Raw genomic sequence first — 16,059 nt, forward strand, 5'->3', positions numbered from 1 at the left:
TACATTTGCATATGAAAAATGTACAAAAACAAAAAAGGGCAAACAAAAGTTTGCCCTTTTTTTTTAGAGACGAATTTAAAGTCTCTTTTGTAATTATTTTTATATCTGTAGCGTTATTAATTACAACTTTTACTTTTGATATTGTTCCTCCTATTTTGAATAGAGGAATACAGCCTGCAACATTTCCAAAAGCACTTTTGGTTTTAATAATAGTTATGACTTTATTAATCTATTATTTAGCAACTAAAAATCCTTGGAAGGTTCAAAAAAAATTACCAAAGTCATTCTTTTTAACACTTTCAAGTTTTGTGATTTTTTTAGTAATTTCAAAAACTTTAGATTTCTTTTTAGCAATTTCAGTTTTATCTATTTTTGTTTCTTATTGTTGGGGAGAGAAAAGAATATTTTATTTATTACTTGTTGGAATTATATTTCCTGTGATTGTCTTTATTTTCTTTGAAACAATTTTAGGTCTAAGATTTCCACCTGGGATTATAACTAACATTTATTATAGCTAGATGGATAATTTATTATTAATGATGGCTCCTTTGTTTAGCTCAAAGCTATTATTAGTTTTATTTTTTGGAACTTTGTTTGGATTAATTTTAGGAGTGTTACCTGGTTTAGGTCCAACAACCGGCGGTGCATTAATTTTACCTTTTACAATGACACTTGATCCATTGTCAGCAATTGTATTGTTAACTTCTATTTATTGTGCAGGTACTTATGGTGGTGCGATAACTGCAGTTCTAATTAATACACCAGGAACACCAGCTGCTGCAGCAACTTGTTTAGATGGTTATCCTTTGGCACAAAAAGGAGAGGCAGGAAGAGCTCTAGGAATGGCTACTGTTTCAAGTACAGTTGGTGGTATTTTTAGTGTTGTAATACTTGTCTTTTTTGCACCTATATTAGCTCAGCTTGCTTATGAATTTGGTCAGCCAGAATATTTTGCATTAGCGATCTTTGGTTTAACGATGCTTGCATCAATTGGAGAAGGTAGTCCAATTAAAAACCTGATTGCAGGTGCATTTGGAATTTTGATTTCAACAGTTGGTAAAGATTTTATGACATCAATTGATCGATTTACATTTGGAATTAATGAATTAACCGAAGGGATTGGTTTTATACCGGTTGTTGTTGGTTTGTTTGCAATGAGTGAGATGTTAACTCAATCAACTTTAATTAATCAGGTATTTAACAGAATAGCTTTAAAAGCAATTAAACTTCCAAGTAAAGATGATTACAAAAAAACTTGGAAAACAATTTTAAGATCTAGTGGTATTGGTTCATTTATTGGAGTGTTGCCTGCAGAGGGTGGAACAGTTGCTTCTTTAATTGGATATTCAGAAGCAAAAAGATTTTCAAAAAAACCAGAAGAATTTGGTAAAGGATCTATTGAAGGTATAGCTGGTGCAGAAGCTGCAAATAATGCAGCGACAGGTGGTGCGATGGTTCCAACACTTGCACTTGGAATTCCTGGAAGTGCAACAACAGCTGTTATCTTAACTGGATTAATTATACATGGTGTTAGACCTGGTCCAGATTTATTTAAAGAACAACCTGATTTTTTATATGGAATATTTGGAGCAATGCTTATTGCTAATGTTTTGTTCTTTATATTTGGTTTTTTTGGTGCAAAAATTTTTGCAAGAATAACATTGGTACCTAATAAAATATTATGGCCAATGATCTTTGCAGTTTCAGTTTGTGGAACCTATTCATTAAATCAATCTATAATTGATGTTTGGATAATGTTATTTTTTGGTGTGCTTGGTTTCTTTATGAGAAGATATGGTTTCTCAGTTGTACCTGTTATTATTGGATTAATTTTAGGTGAGTTAGTTGAAGGTACTTTGAGACAATCTCTGGTTATATTTGATGGAAATTGGTTAATGTTTTTTACAAGACCTATAGCTTTAACATTCTTTATTTTATCTTTAATTGCTCTAGCTTTTCCATTAATAAGATCTAGAAAAATTAAAAAATAAACTATGATTAAATTTGATTTAAATAACAGAGTGGCAATTGTAACTGGTGGAGCTCAAGGATTTGGATTAGCTATCACTGAAAGATTTATAGAGTCTGGTGCCAAAGTAGTAATTTGGGATATCGATGAAGGAGAAGCCAAAAAAGCATTAGAAAAAGTAAATTCAGAAAATTTAACTTATCAAATAGTTGATGTGAGCAACTATGAAACAATTAATTCAAAATTATCTGAAGTTGAAAAATCTCATGGTAAGATCGATATCTTTATTAATAATGCAGGTGTAGCAGGCATGAACACTACTGTTGCAGAATACCCAATAGAAGAGTGGAACAAAGTAATTAATTTAAATTTAAATGCAGTCTTTTATTGTTGTAAAGCAGTTGTTCCATTTATGGTTAAGAATGATTATGGAAGGATTGTAAATATTGCATCTATTGCAGGTAAGGAAGGAAATCCAAATGCAAGTGCTTACAGCACTTCAAAAGCAGGAGTTATAGGATTAACTAAATCTTTAGGTAAAGAACTTGCACAAAAAAATATTGCAGTAAATTGTGTTACTCCAGCTGCAGCAAAAACTAGAATTTTTGACCAAATGACTGAGGAGCATATAAATTATATGCTTTCAAAAATACCAAGAAATAAATTTGCTAAGGTAGAGGAATTAGCTTCTTTAGTTGCTTGGTTATCAAGTGAAGAAAACTCTTTCTCAACAGCTGCAGTGTTCGATCTAAGTGGTGGTAGAGCAACTTATTAATAATTATGCAAGTAGGTATAGACGTTGGTGCAACAAAGATAGAAAGTGTTGTACTTGAAGAAGATGGTCAAGAAAAACACAGATCAAGAATATCATGCCCAAAGAATTATACTCAAATTATCACTGCAATAAGAGATATTCATAAAAAATTAGAAGAAGAGTTTAGTCAAGAACTTCCAATCGGTGTTTGTCATCCGGGAGTTCACTCTCCACAAACAGGGTTAGTTAAAAACGTTCCTAACATCAGTTGGTTAGAGAAAAAACCTTTTCAAAATGATTTACGTAAAGCACTAGGTAAAGAAGTATTTTGTGAAAATGATGCAAATTGTTTTGCTTTGTCAGAGTCTATAGATGGAGCAGGAAAACATTACAAAATTGTTTATGGAATTATTTTAGGATCTGGTGTTGGAGGTGGTTTGGTAATTGATAAAAAAATTGTAAGTGGTCCTAATGGTGTTGCAGGAGAGTGGGGTCATAATCAAATTCCTTATTTTGCTGCTAAGAAAGAAAATTTCGACTCGAGTAATCCAAGAGAAGCAGAGATTGAGAGTTTTTTATCTGGCTTAGGTTTGGCTAAAAGATTTAAAAAACTTTATGGAAAAAATTTAAAAACAAATGAAATTTTTGAATTAAATAGACAACATGATTTAGATGCTGAAAAATTTATAGACGATTTTAAAGTCAATTTAGCAATGTCACTTTCAAGTATAATAAATATTTTAGATCCCGATGCTTTTATATTTGGAGGAGGAGTTTCAAATGAAATTGATTTCTTACATGAAATAGATTCACTGGTGCGAAAATTTGTAATTGGCAGAGAATACGAAGGAGTTTTTTTAAAACCAAGATATGGTGATGCTAGTGGCGTTAGAGGTGCTGCAAGATTAGGAAGAAGCGCGACATATTAGTTTTAAAAATTAAATTAGAAAAATTCTAAATTTTAAAGACAAGCAAAGAAGCGAAAAAAATTTAAAAAAAAAATTTCAATTGAAGGTTGTATCCATATTTTTTGTTATGAACTTTGCTCAAACTAGGTATATTTCGTTTTTTAAATTAATTTAAAAACATAAAAAAAAGGGAGAAATAATGAAAAAACTTATACTTTCGATTGCAGCTCTTGCATTATTTGCAACTTCTGCGTTCGCTGAAAGATATGTCATGATTACTCATGGTGAAGGAAAAGATCCTTTTTGGCCAGTAGTTCAAAAAGGTGGTGAAGATGCAGCTAGAGCAATCGGTGCTGACTTCGAATATATCTACAACCCTTCTGCTGATATGGCTGATATGGCAAGCTCAATTCAAGCTGCTGCAGCTACTCAACCAGATGGTATGGTAATTTCTTTACCAGATCCAGATGCATTAGGCCCAGCTATTAAAGCTGCTGTTGCTGCTGGTGTTCCAGTAATTACAATGAACTCTGGTTTAGAGTCTTCTGCTAGCCTAGGTGCTTTAATGCACGTTGGTCAGCCTGAATTACTTGCTGGACAAAAAGCTGGTGAAAGAGCAAAAGCTGAAGGTGCTTCTAAAGCACTTTGTATGATTCAAGAAGCATACAACACAGCTCTTGTAGACAGATGTGAAGGTTACGGTTCTGCTGTTCCTATGCAAATGACTGATACTACATCTGACCCTGCAACTATTCAAACTAGAGCAACTGCTGCTTTACAAGCTAACAGTGATATCGATGCGATCCTTTCAGTAGGACCACACGTGTGTGAAGCTGTTGATAAAGCTTTAGCTGATCTAGGTATGACAGTACACCACTCTTGTTTCGACTTAAGTCCTGCAGTTATGGATTTAATCGGATCTGGAAGAGTTGCTTTCACTATCGATCAACAACAAAGACTACAAGGTTATATGCCAATTATCGTATTACACTTGTACAACAACAGTGCTGGACTTTTACCAGGAGCTAACATCCCATCAGGACCTGGCTTCGTTGACAAGTCTAACGCTTCTTCAGTTGCTGCTTTAGCAGGTATTGATAGATAGTCTGTAATAATTTAAAGGGTCGATTATTCAATCGGCCCTTTTTTTTTAACAAAATTAATAAGTCTTTTATAAATGAACACATCAACATCAAAAAAGCCAAGACAAGAGTCTGACCGACAAGGTGAAAAAAAATGGTACTCTGCATTTATGTCTCGACCAGAAGTTGGACCTTTTGGAGTTATGGTTTTACTTTTTTGTATGTTGGGATACTTTTCTATTCCAGAAGGACAATTTTCTCTTAATCCTTTTTCTGGTGAAGGATTTAACGCTTTAGGAATTAGAAATAATTTTAGGGTAATTGCACAATTAGGGATCGTTGCACTTGCTGCTGGAATGTTAATCATTGCAGGTGAATTTGATCTTTCCGTTGGATCAATGATTGGTTTTGCTGGTGGTTGCATGGCAATGATACTAAAATGGGGTTTTGCTGTTGTTATTCCTTACATATCTTTTGAAGGTGGTTTTCATTTTGAAGGATTTACATTATTTAAAATTCAAGATGTATCTCCATTATTAGCAATATTAATTACATTATGTATGACATTATCTTTTGGATGGATACAAGGATGGATAATTGTTAAGAGTGGAATATCTTCATTCATCGTTACACTAGGTGGACTTTTCTTTTTAAGAGGTTTAACCGAAGTATCATACAGAGCATTTAACAAAGCTCCTGATCAAACTGCTGGATCAACAACTGTTACAGATTTACCAGATATCAAAAACATTATAAACGTACCAGGTCATGGAGAAATGGAAAGAGATGCTGCTAAATCTTTACCAAATGACCAATTATTAGAAATTCTTAACACTGTGCCAGCTAGCACGATTGCAAAATTAACTGAAAGATTAACATATATTAACGAAAAAGTTGCAGCTTACAAAACTGCTATGAATGCTGAAAAGATGATTGCAACTTTAGAAAAATCATTAGCTGGAGCAAAAAAATCTGGCAATGACTCAATGGTTGAAATTTTGACAAAGAAAATTGAAGCTGGTGTTAATGTTCCTGAAGTTGCAGCAAAAGCTGTTACTGATATCGATATAGCAAAAGCTTATATCGACACAATAGTTACTGCAAGACCTGTAGCTAATTTCTTTGGTGGCGATATTATGGAACCAGTATTTAACTGGCTATATTATACGGTAGATTGGAACGTAAATAACTTTGGAAACATTTTTGCTAAAGGGATGTATTCATGTTTGATGATTTGGGGATTGATTGCATTTATTTGTTATTTAATTTTAAGTAAAACTCAGGCAGGTAACTGGATTTATTCAACTGGTGGAAATCTTAATGCTGCAAAAGCTAATGGTGTGCCAACAAATAAAGTTAAGATTTCATTATTTATGTTTACTGCTTTTTGCGCAACTATGTTTGCGGCTTGTCAAGTATTTGAAGTTAACACTGCTGATACAGCGAAAGGTAATTTAAAAGAATTAGAAGCAATTGCTGCAGCGGTTATTGGTGGTGTTGTTTTAACTGGAGGTTTTGGAACTATAGGTGGAATAATTCTAGGTACAATTATTTTTGGAATTGCAAAAGAAGCTTTCTTTTATATTCCTGGAATTGATGGATCATTCTATAGAGTGTTCCTTGGAGCAGTGCTTGTTACTGCTGCCTTTACTAACGAGAATATAAGAAAACGAATTATGGGAAATATCTAATGGATAAAAAACCATTAATTGAAATAAAAAATTTAGTAAAAAAATTTGGAGCATTTACTGCTTTAAATGGCGTTTCCTTAGATGTTTATCCAGGTGAAGTTCACGCATTGTTAGGTGATAATGGTGCTGGAAAATCAACTTTGATCAAAGTGTTATCTGGTGTTCATCCTATGACAAGTGGACAAATAAAAGTAGATGGAGAAAATGTTAACTTTACTTCACCACGTCAAGCATCTGATGCAGGAATTGGAACAGTCTATCAAGATTTAGCACTCAACGCTTTAACATCAGTGACTAGAAATTTTTTTCTTGGACGTGAATTAATAAAAGGTCCCGCAGGATTTGGTTTAATGCAAATGGATGAGATGGATAGAATTACAATAGAGGAGATGTCTAAAATTGGAATTAACATTGCAAACCCTAATCAACCAGTTGGAACAATGTCAGGAGGACAAAGACAAACATTGGCTATTGCAAGAGCAATTTATTTTGGTGCAAAAATATTAATATTAGATGAACCTACTTCAGCGTTAGGTCAAAAGCAGCAAATGGAAGTTTTAAAGACAATTAAAAAAGTTCAAAATTTAGGAAACATTGCAATTATACTTATTACACACAATGAAATTCATGCGCGTCTTATAGCTGATCGATTTACTTTTTTAAGTTTAGGAGAAGTAATTGGTTCAGGATTGTCTTCAGAACTAGGTAATGAAGATGTGAAAAGATTGATGGCAGGTGGTGCTAAAATTGGCGATCTAGCTAAAGAATTAGAGTTATAATTTTTTTTATTTTTTTTTAATTTTTTTTCACTTAAAATTTATCTATGCGTAAATTCTCAAGAGATAATTTTAATATTACTGATGCAATAAACGAATTAATGCATGAATCTGGAGTTATTGTTATTGAAAACGTATATAATTTAAACGAAATCAAAGTAGCAAGAGAGATTGTTAACCATTTTGCTGACACTCAAGAGCAAAAAGAAACCCATTTTAATGCTGAAGCTGAAGCATCTGATAAAATTAAACTACAGCAAAGGATATGGAATTTATTTGGTAAAGGTGAGGTATTTAGTAAATTAATAACAAATGACATTATTTTTAGCTTAATGTCTAAACTTTTAGGTTCAGAGTTTTTTTGTGGATCATACTGCGCAAGTAGGTTGTTACCAGGATCTATAGGTCAGGAATTACATATCGATTATCCATATTGGGATTTTTATAATAGTGAGACTTTTCCGATGGGTCTTAATAGTTCGTTTGCACAAAACTGTCAGGCTACTATACCTCTAGATATTTGCTCAGAAAAATCAGGAGCAACTGCATACATACCAGGATCACAAAAGAAACTACACTATCCAAATGAAAATGATGACTTTTCAAATAAACAACAAATGATTGCTAATCCTGGAGATTTAGTTTTTTTTAATGGTAACTGTTGGCATGGAGCATCACCAAATAAATCAGATCACCAAAGAGCAGCATTACTGATAGAGTTTCTTCCAAAGTATATAAAACCAGTTGAAGATTTAGTTACTTATTTATCGGAAGACTTCAAAAATAATTCAAATCCAAAAGTGCGACAGCTTTTAGGATTAAATTATGAATATCCAAAAATAATGGATGCAAGTAAAAAAATAAATAATATTGGTTTAGGTTATAAAGCTAAATAAAATATATATTTTTAATTTAAATACTCTATAAATAGTAAAAATAATAAAAACAGCATTAAAAAAATTAATCAAATAAAAATTATAAATAATGCTGATAGAGATTTTTGTAACTAGTGGAGGATTAAGAAAATGAAAGTAAAATATTATGATTTAGAAAATAAAAGAGTATTTGTTACAGGGGGTGGATCAGGTATAGGAGCTTCAATTGTTGAACATTTTTGTGAACAAGGTTCAGAAGTTTACTTTATAGATATTAATGTATCAGAGTCTGAAAAATTAATTGAAGATATAAAAAATAAAAAATATTCAATACCAACTTTTATTGAATGTGATTTATTAAACATAAAACAACTTCAAAAAACTATTGCAGATATTATTGATCAGAAAGGCCCAATTGATATTTTAATCAATAACGCGGCCAATGACACAAGACACAAAATTGATGATGTTACAGAAGAGTACTGGAATGAGAGAATAAACGTAAATTTAAGACATTATTTTTTCACAGTTCAATCAGTTAAAAAATCAATGATTGAAAACAAAGGTGGTGTAATTGTTAATATGGGATCCGCTTCTTGGATGGTTGGACAAGGTGGAATGGCTGCTTATACAGCTGCAAAATCTGGAGTAGTTGGTTTGACAAGATCCTTTGCTAGAGATTTAGGGGAATTTAACATTAGGGTTAACTCAGTAGTACCTGGGTGGGTCTTAACACAAAGACAAATTGATATGTGGTTAAACGAAGAGTCTGAAAAAGATTTGATGAAAAACCAATGTTTAAAAGAGAAATTAATGCCACATGAACTTGCTCAAACTGTATTGTTTTTTTCATCAGAACAGTCTTCTGGTTGCACAAATCAATCTTACATCGTTGATAAAGGTTGGCTATAAGAGACTTTGTGAAAGTACAAAGTTCAACGATAGAAAACAAATATTTAAGAGTTAAATCAATTAATATTGGTGCTTGCTTATATGAGGTTTATGACAAGCAAAAGAAAATAAATCTAATCTTAAATCTTGGTTCTACAAAAAATTATGGCAGTAAGAATTTTTATGTAGGGGCTACTTGTGGACGGTACGCAGGTAGAATTTCAAATTCAAGATTTAAGATTAAAAATAAGATTTATAAACTTGAAGGCAACGAAGGAAGAAATACATTGCATGGAGGAAAAATAGGATTTGATAGATTAGAATGGAAAATAAAACATCATTCAAAAAATAAAATTATCTATCAATTGTTATCTAAAAATTTAGACCAAGGTTTTCCAGGAGATCTAAATTCAGAGTGTATTTTTGAAATCAAAAACAAAAGCTTATTTATAAAATATCAATATAAATCAAGCGAATTAACTCATGTGAGTTTAACCAATCATAGTTATTGGAACTTGAATAAGAGTAAAAAAGAGACAATTTTCAATCATGATTTAAAAATTAACTCTGAAAAATATCTTGAAGTAACTAATAAATTAATTCCAACTGGTAAAATTAAAAAAGTTAATAATACCATTAATGATTTTAATAAGTTTCAAAATATTGGAAAAAAAATAGACATTATTAAAAACAAAAAAATAAAGAGAGTATCTAATACAATCAATCAATTGGGATTTGATTTAACATATTGTATTAAAAAAAATTCTAAAAATTATTTAGCCTCTCTAACAAATAAAAAAACTAATATTCAATTAGACTTTTATTCAAATCTTCCTGGTGTACAGCTCTACACTAGCCAAGGTTTAAGATATAAAAATAAACTTGCTCCTTACCAGGGGGTTTGTTTAGAAACACAACACTACCCAGATGCACCAAACAATAAAAATTTCCCAAGTTCTTTAATTAAACCTAATAAACTTTATAAGTACTTTACAAAAATAAATATTTCATAAAATGAATAAAAAAATAAACATATCCATTGTTGGAACTGGCTTAATGGGATTGCAACATATAAAGGCAATTTCAAAATCAAAAAAAGCTAATCTTCATTCGATAGTTGATATTACTATGAATGCAAAAAATTTATCAAAAAAATATAAAATTCCATTATTTTCAAATGTAGACGAACTTTTAAATTCAAAGAATTTAGATGCAGTAATTGTAGCTACTCCAAATCAACTTCATGAAAAGCACACAGTTAGTTTTTTAAAGAAAAAAATTCCGGTATTATTAGAAAAACCTATTTCAGATAACATTAATTCAGCTAAAAAAATTATTAGTAGCGCTAATAAAAATAAAACACCATTACTGATAGGTTATCATAGAAGGCATAACTCTATTGTATCAAAGGTAAAAGATTTAATTGATAAAGGTAAATTAGGAAGCATCGTTTCAGCAAATGTCTTGTGTTGGCTTTATAAACACAAAGCTTATTACAAAGAAAAATGGAGAATTAGTAAAGGCGGAGGGCCTCTAGGAATTAATTTAGTCCATGATATCGATATGATTTGCTACTTACTTGGATCTATTAAATACGTTCAAGCATTTACAACCAACAAAACCAGAAAATTTGCGGTTGAAGATACAGCAACAATTAGCTTAATTTTTAATTCAGGTGCGCTATGTACATTAAATTTGTCAGATACTATTGTTGCTCCATGGAGTTATGAGTTAACCGCAGGAGAAAACCCAGCCTATCCTATAACTAATCAATCCGCATACATGATCGGTGGAACTAAGGGTTCATTGCAGTTTCCTAATTTAAAATATTGGTTCTATAAAAATGAGCGAAGTTGGTGGAATAAAATATTTGTTAATGAAGATAAAAACAAGAAAGATGATAGTACTTTAGTAAACCAAATTGATCATTTTGCTGATGTAGTATCTAAAAAAGTTAAGCCAAAAGTAAATGGTAATGATGGTTTGATCTCTCTTAAGATTTTTGCTGCAATAACAAAAAGTGCAAAAACTGGCAAGAAAATTAAGATTTAAAGATTAGATAAAATTGAATTAGAACATTTTAAGGTATCAGCATCTCCACCTAAGTCTTTAGTTCTATTTTCTTTTTCGCTTAAAGATTTTTCAATAGCTTCAACAATTGAATTAGAGGCTTCTTTTTCTCCTAAATAATCTAACATCATTGCTCCTGACCAAATTTGTCCTACAGGATTAGCAATACCTTTTCCTGCAATATCAGGCGCTGAACCATGAACTGGTTCAAATAAAGATGGAAATTTATTTTCAGGATTAATATTTCCAGATGGAGCAATTCCAATAGTTCCAGTGCAAGCTGGTCCTAAATCAGAAAGAATGTCTCCAAACAAGTTAGATGCAACGACAACATCAAACCATTCGGGATTTAGTACAAATCTAGCAACCAAAATATCAATATGATATTGATCTGTTTCAATATCAGGATAATTTTCTTTCATTGCATTAAAACGTTCATCCCAAAACGGCATAGTAATTGAAATGCCATTTGATTTTGTTGCATTGGTTAATTTTTTCCTTTTTCTTTGTTTTGCTAATTCAAAAGCAAATTTTTGAACCCTATCTACTCCATGCGCAGACATGATAGTTTCCTGAATAGCTATTTCTCTATCAGTATTTTTAAACATCCTTCCACCAACAGAAGAGTATTCACCTTCAGTATTTTCTCTAACAATCAGCATATCAATGTCACCTGGTTTTTTATTTGCTAAAGGAGGATTTATTCCAGGAAATAATTTTACTGGTCTAAGATTGATATATTGATCAAACTCTCTTCTGAACTGAAGTAAGGATCCCCATAAAGATATATGATCTGGAACTTGATCTGGCATTCCAACTGCGCCAAAGAATATTGCATCATGTTTTCCTAATTTTTCCTTCCAATCATCTGGAAGCATTTTTCCATGTTTTTCATAATAATCACATGAAGCAAAATCATATTCTGTAAAATTTATTTTGAATTGATGTTTTTCAGCAGCGTCTTTTAACACTTTTAAGCCTTCAGGAACTACTTCTTTTCCTATTCCATCTCCTGCTATTGATGCAATGTTATATTCTTTCATAGGTTGATTTTTATACTTCAAAAATACAATAATTTATAATGTTAAATTATTTTTAAAGACATAAACCTTCATTGTTTTGACATATTTTATTTGTTAGTTTTGATTATGAAAAAAATACTTCTTTTAATCTTCTTTAGTTTCTTTTTTGTTTCAAATTCAAATGCTGCATGTGATGATCCATTAACAGATGGTGTAGATTATTCTAAATGCAGATTTTCAGATGCACAGGATCTACAAGGTAGTTATCTACCAAACTCAAATTTATCTTTTGCAAGTTTTGTACAAGTAAATTTAGATAAAAGCATTATGATGAATTCAAATTTATCTTTTGGAACTTTTCCAGAATCAACATTTGTTAGAGCTAATCTTTATGAAACAATTAGTATTGGTGGAAATTTTGAAAAAACAAATTTTACTAATGCAAACTTAACTAGAGTTGATTTCATGGGAGCAACTCTAATTGAAGCTAATTTTCAAAATGCAAATTTGATGGAAGCAAATTTTACCTCTGCAAACATTACTAATGCAAATTTTGAAAATGCAAATCTGATTGGTGCTACTTGGACTAATGGTAAGACATGTGGTCCAGACTCAATCGGAACCTGTATTGAGCAATAAGATATGAACACTTCAGTTAATACTGATGATGTTATTTTTAATTTTTTCAAACAAATATGTGATGAAAAAGATGATCAAAAATGTGTTGAGCTTGGAAAAGAATGGATAAAAGCAATGGAAACCAACCTTTCTTCCATGGAAGCAAATCTAAATGGGGCTGATTATCTAAAACATAAAGACGATATTCAAAGTAACCGCGATCATTTAAATAGCCTAAAAAATAAGAATTCTACAGAGTGGAGAGAGTATGCTACTCAGTGTATGATCGAAATAATGAATCACAAAGGTCAACAATAATGAGTAATCAAGAAAGAGTATTTCTAATTATTTGTGCTTCTTTAATTATTTTTACTCTTCATTATTTAATTGAAAAACACTTCTTTTAATAAGAACTAGATCTTGCCCACTTATTAATATTTCCATCTTTAGCTTTTTTATTTATTTCTTTAAGTTCAGATTTAGAAAAATTTAAATTATTTAAGCTTTCAATATTTTCTTTTATTTGTTTTACACTACTTGCCCCAATTAAAGCTGTAGTGACTGCTTTATTATTTAAAACCCAAGCCAAAGCCATTTGCGATAATGTTTGACCTCTTTTTTTAGCAATTTGATTTAAATCTGAAATTATCTTTATGTTTCTTTTAGTTATGAAACTTTTATCTAATGCAGATTTTGGATCACTTGCTCTTGATGCTTTTGGAATTCCTTTTAAATATTTATCCGACAACATTCCTTGTGCTAATGGAGAAAAAGCAATAGTTCCAATTCCTAATTTAATTAAATTTTTATCTAAATCTTTTTCAAACCATCTATTTATTAAAGAGTAAGAGGGTTGATGGATAAATATTTTAATGTTTCTTTTTTTTAAAATATTAAACATCTCAATTGTTTTCTTTGAAGAATAAGAAGAAATACCAATATAAAGAGCTTTACCAGATCTATAAATAAGCTCCAAGGCATCTGCAGTTTCCTCTAATGGTGTATTTGGATCAAATCTATGCGAATAAAATATATCTACATAATCCAATCCCATTCTCTTTAAACTTTGATCACAGCTTGCAATGATATATTTTTTAGAACCCCATTCACCGTAAGGTCCTTCCCACATATCATAACCTGCTTTAGATGAGATGATTAATTCATCTCTATATCTTTTAAATTCTTTACTTAAAATTTTTCCAAAATTAGCCTCAGCACTTCCTGCAGGGGGACCGTAATTATTTGCTAAATCAAAATGAGTAATCCCTGAATCAAAAGAATAAAACAACATTTTCTTTGCTTCAGATGTAAGTTGTTTACCACCAAAATTATGCCAAAGACCAAGGCTTATTAAGGGTAGATCAACACCACTCTTTCCACATCTTCTATATTTCATATTGGAATATCTTTTTGGTGATGCTTTGTAGTTCATAACTCTTAATATAACTTAATATTTTAGTTTAAAAACATAAAATTAAATATATATTTAAAATAAAGGGGTGTCTTAACAGACTGAGATTAAACCCTACGAACCTGTCCGGTAATTCAGAAAGGGATAAAATGGATAACACATACTTTTTAAGTCAATCATCATCATTAACATTAGTAATTATTATTAGTTTGGTATTTGCTGCATTAGGAATTTATCATTCTAAAAAATTCCAAGGAATAAGTAACTATTTAACAGCAAATAGAAATATAGAATTATTTTCATTAACAACAAGTCTTGTTGCATCTGCTTTAGGAGCATGGATTTTATTTGGTCCTGTGGCTGCTGCTACATGGGGAGGAATAGGGGCTGTTATTGGTTATGCTCTTGGTACAGCTTTTCCTATGATTTTCTTAATTTATTTTGGAAGAAAAATTAGATCAGAATTTCCAAAAGGCTCATCTCTAATTGAGTTTATGAGAAAAAAATTTGGAAAAAGTTTGTTTAAACTGATTTTGTTAATGACAATCTTTTACATGTTTATTTTTCTTTGTGCAGAGGTGACTGCTGTTGCAGTTTTGATAAATTATTTATCAGGTACAGATCTTTGGATCACTGCATTAATAGTGCTTTTGGCTACTTTAACCTATACACTTTATGGGGGTCTAAGAGCTTCTATTTTTACTGATAATATTCAAATGATAGTAATTGGTTTTCTTTTATTAATCCTGATTTTAATTATTAGCTCATCAACAGGAGATAATTTCTCATTTGCATTGATTAAAGAAAAAAATCCACAATTATTAAGTTCATCTTATATTCCAAGTTATACAGCTGGGTTAACTTTTTTTATAGCTGTTGCTGCTACAAATTTATTTCACCAAGGAAATTGGCAAAGAGTTTATGCTGCTAAAGATTATAATACTTTAAAATCAGCATTGATCATTTCTTTTTTTGTTATTGTACCGATAGTTTTTTTAATGGGCTTTATTGGAATGGTTTCATTTTCTATTGACCCTTCAGCAAGAGCTGATTTAGGATTTTTCACTTTATTGTTAAAAGAACAAACCGAAACAATATCCTTAATTATTATTGTTCTTGGTTTGGCTTTAACAATTTCAACAGTTGATACATTGGTTAATGCCATATCAAGTTTGTTTGTTGTTGATGGTAAAGCAACTTTTAATTTAGATAAGAAAACAGATTACTTAAAAATTTCTAAATACTTTATCGTGTTTTTATCATTAATTGCATTTGGTGTTGCATCAAAAGGATTTGATATTTTGTATTTATTTTTACTTGCAGATTTATTTTGTTGTGCGTTTGTGTTCACAGTCTTTTACAGTTTTTACAACAAGGTAAATGAAAAAACTGCATATGTTTCAATTATAATTGGTTTAATTGGTGGGTTTTTAATATTTCCTTATCCAGATTTTTCTAAGAGTTTATTGGTCGGGGGATTGATGTCTAAAGATCTATTTTCACCTTTTGTTGCACAATCTTTATTATTCTTATCATTTGTTGTTGCAACTTTTTTGCCAGCAGTAATTTTGAAATTGAAAAGTAATTAATTTAGATCACTGAATTTAAAGCATCATAAATAAGTTCTTTGGTTGTTTCACCAATACTTCTGTAAACTTCTTTATTGTCTTTAAAAATTAAAAGTGTTGTTTGATATTGAACATTAAAAAATTTAGCTATTTCTTTATTTGTTACATCAAATTTAAAGTATTCAATATTATCAAAATCATTTTTTGCTTTATCAAGAACTTTCATTTGACTAGCACAAGATGTGCAATATTTAACCCAAGAACTAACCACTACAACTTTTCCATCCGCTAAAGCCTTGTCAAACAGCTCTTTAGTATAAGTTGTTTCTTTAGCCATCCCATTAGTAGTGAATGCAATGATAAAACAGATAAATACAAAAATTTTTCTCATTAATCGTGGGTTGTAAACAAATTTTAAAATATT

Annotated in this window: 17 protein-coding genes; 14 read left to right on the forward strand and 3 right to left on the reverse strand. The window is 30.7% G+C overall.

What is annotated here, in order from left to right; translation table 11 throughout:
- The first annotated feature begins 11 nt into the window (after positions 1-11).
- The 11 genes from ACTTAW_RS03790 (at position 12) to ACTTAW_RS03840 (ending at position 10,998) form a co-directional block, all read left to right on the forward strand.
- On the forward strand, positions 12-518 hold the full coding sequence (locus tag ACTTAW_RS03790) for a tripartite tricarboxylate transporter TctB family protein (RefSeq protein WP_440651198.1): 507 nt from the start codon (positions 12-14) through the stop codon (positions 516-518).
- Complete coding sequence (locus ACTTAW_RS03795) at positions 519-1,991, forward strand: tripartite tricarboxylate transporter permease (protein ID WP_440651199.1); 1,473 nt, start codon at positions 519-521, stop codon at positions 1,989-1,991.
- Between the two features lie 3 nt (positions 1,992-1,994).
- Positions 1,995-2,744: an SDR family NAD(P)-dependent oxidoreductase gene (locus ACTTAW_RS03800; RefSeq protein WP_440651200.1), complete on the forward strand. Its 750-nt coding sequence runs from the start codon at positions 1,995-1,997 to the stop codon at positions 2,742-2,744.
- Positions 2,745-2,749: 5 nt separating this feature from the next.
- The gene (locus tag ACTTAW_RS03805) at positions 2,750-3,652 is read left to right on the forward strand and encodes an ROK family protein (protein WP_440651201.1); all 903 of its coding nucleotides are present in this window, start codon (positions 2,750-2,752) and stop codon (positions 3,650-3,652) included.
- A gap of 178 nt (positions 3,653-3,830) precedes the next feature.
- Positions 3,831-4,736: a sugar ABC transporter substrate-binding protein gene (locus tag ACTTAW_RS03810; RefSeq protein ID WP_262589451.1), complete on the forward strand. Its 906-nt coding sequence runs from the start codon at positions 3,831-3,833 to the stop codon at positions 4,734-4,736.
- A 72-nt stretch (positions 4,737-4,808) separates the two neighbouring features.
- Positions 4,809-6,404: an ABC transporter permease gene (locus ACTTAW_RS03815; RefSeq protein ID WP_440651202.1), complete on the forward strand. Its 1,596-nt coding sequence runs from the start codon at positions 4,809-4,811 to the stop codon at positions 6,402-6,404.
- The gene (locus ACTTAW_RS03820) at positions 6,404-7,183 is read left to right on the forward strand and encodes an ATP-binding cassette domain-containing protein (protein WP_440651203.1); all 780 of its coding nucleotides are present in this window, start codon (positions 6,404-6,406) and stop codon (positions 7,181-7,183) included. Before ACTTAW_RS03815 ends, ACTTAW_RS03820 begins: the two co-directional genes overlap by 1 nt.
- Before the next feature lie 44 nt (positions 7,184-7,227).
- The gene (locus ACTTAW_RS03825; RefSeq protein ID WP_440651204.1) at positions 7,228-8,076 is read left to right on the forward strand and encodes a phytanoyl-CoA dioxygenase family protein; all 849 of its coding nucleotides are present in this window, start codon (positions 7,228-7,230) and stop codon (positions 8,074-8,076) included.
- Between the two features lie 129 nt (positions 8,077-8,205).
- Complete coding sequence (locus ACTTAW_RS03830; RefSeq protein ID WP_440651205.1) at positions 8,206-8,967, forward strand: SDR family NAD(P)-dependent oxidoreductase; 762 nt, start codon at positions 8,206-8,208, stop codon at positions 8,965-8,967.
- A gap of 8 nt (positions 8,968-8,975) precedes the next feature.
- Entirely contained in the window at positions 8,976-9,959 is a 984-nt protein-coding gene (locus tag ACTTAW_RS03835) for an aldose epimerase family protein (RefSeq protein ID WP_440651206.1), read from the forward strand.
- A gap of 1 nt (position 9,960) precedes the next feature.
- Positions 9,961-10,998: a Gfo/Idh/MocA family protein gene (locus tag ACTTAW_RS03840; RefSeq protein WP_440651207.1), complete on the forward strand. Its 1,038-nt coding sequence runs from the start codon at positions 9,961-9,963 to the stop codon at positions 10,996-10,998.
- Here ACTTAW_RS03840 and ACTTAW_RS03845 read toward each other — a convergent pair.
- Entirely contained in the window at positions 10,995-12,059 is a 1,065-nt protein-coding gene (locus tag ACTTAW_RS03845) for a tartrate dehydrogenase (protein ID WP_440651208.1), read from the reverse strand. The two genes, ACTTAW_RS03840 and ACTTAW_RS03845, sit on opposite strands and share 4 nt — an antisense overlap.
- Before the next feature lie 105 nt (positions 12,060-12,164).
- On the opposite strand from ACTTAW_RS03845, the gene ACTTAW_RS03850 reads away from it, so the two are divergent.
- Both ACTTAW_RS03850 and ACTTAW_RS03855 read left to right on the forward strand, forming a co-directional pair.
- Complete coding sequence (locus tag ACTTAW_RS03850) at positions 12,165-12,677, forward strand: pentapeptide repeat-containing protein (RefSeq protein ID WP_262589441.1); 513 nt, start codon at positions 12,165-12,167, stop codon at positions 12,675-12,677.
- A gap of 3 nt (positions 12,678-12,680) precedes the next feature.
- Entirely contained in the window at positions 12,681-12,974 is a 294-nt protein-coding gene (locus ACTTAW_RS03855) for a hypothetical protein (RefSeq protein WP_262589440.1), read from the forward strand.
- Between the two features lie 85 nt (positions 12,975-13,059).
- Here ACTTAW_RS03855 and mgrA read toward each other — a convergent pair whose 3' ends face one another.
- A complete protein-coding gene (mgrA, locus tag ACTTAW_RS03860) occupies positions 13,060-14,088 on the reverse strand; it encodes an L-glyceraldehyde 3-phosphate reductase (RefSeq protein WP_440651209.1) in 1,029 nt (342 codons plus the stop codon).
- Between the two features lie 128 nt (positions 14,089-14,216).
- Here mgrA and ACTTAW_RS03865 point away from each other — a divergent pair, with 128 nt between their 5' ends.
- Positions 14,217-15,656 carry a sodium:solute symporter family transporter gene (locus ACTTAW_RS03865; protein ID WP_440651210.1) on the forward strand — a complete coding sequence of 480 codons (1,440 nt, stop codon included), beginning with the start codon at positions 14,217-14,219 and terminating at the stop codon, positions 15,654-15,656.
- A 1-nt stretch (position 15,657) separates the two neighbouring features.
- Here ACTTAW_RS03865 and ACTTAW_RS03870 read toward each other — a convergent pair whose 3' ends face one another.
- The gene (locus ACTTAW_RS03870; RefSeq protein WP_440651211.1) at positions 15,658-16,026 is read right to left on the reverse strand and encodes a thioredoxin family protein; all 369 of its coding nucleotides are present in this window, start codon (positions 16,024-16,026) and stop codon (positions 15,658-15,660) included.
- Between the last annotated feature and the right edge of the window lie 33 nt (positions 16,027-16,059).

The sequence above is a fragment of the Candidatus Pelagibacter sp. HIMB1495 genome, from assembly GCF_052047955.1.
Taxonomy (GTDB): domain Bacteria; phylum Pseudomonadota; class Alphaproteobacteria; order Pelagibacterales; family Pelagibacteraceae; genus Pelagibacter.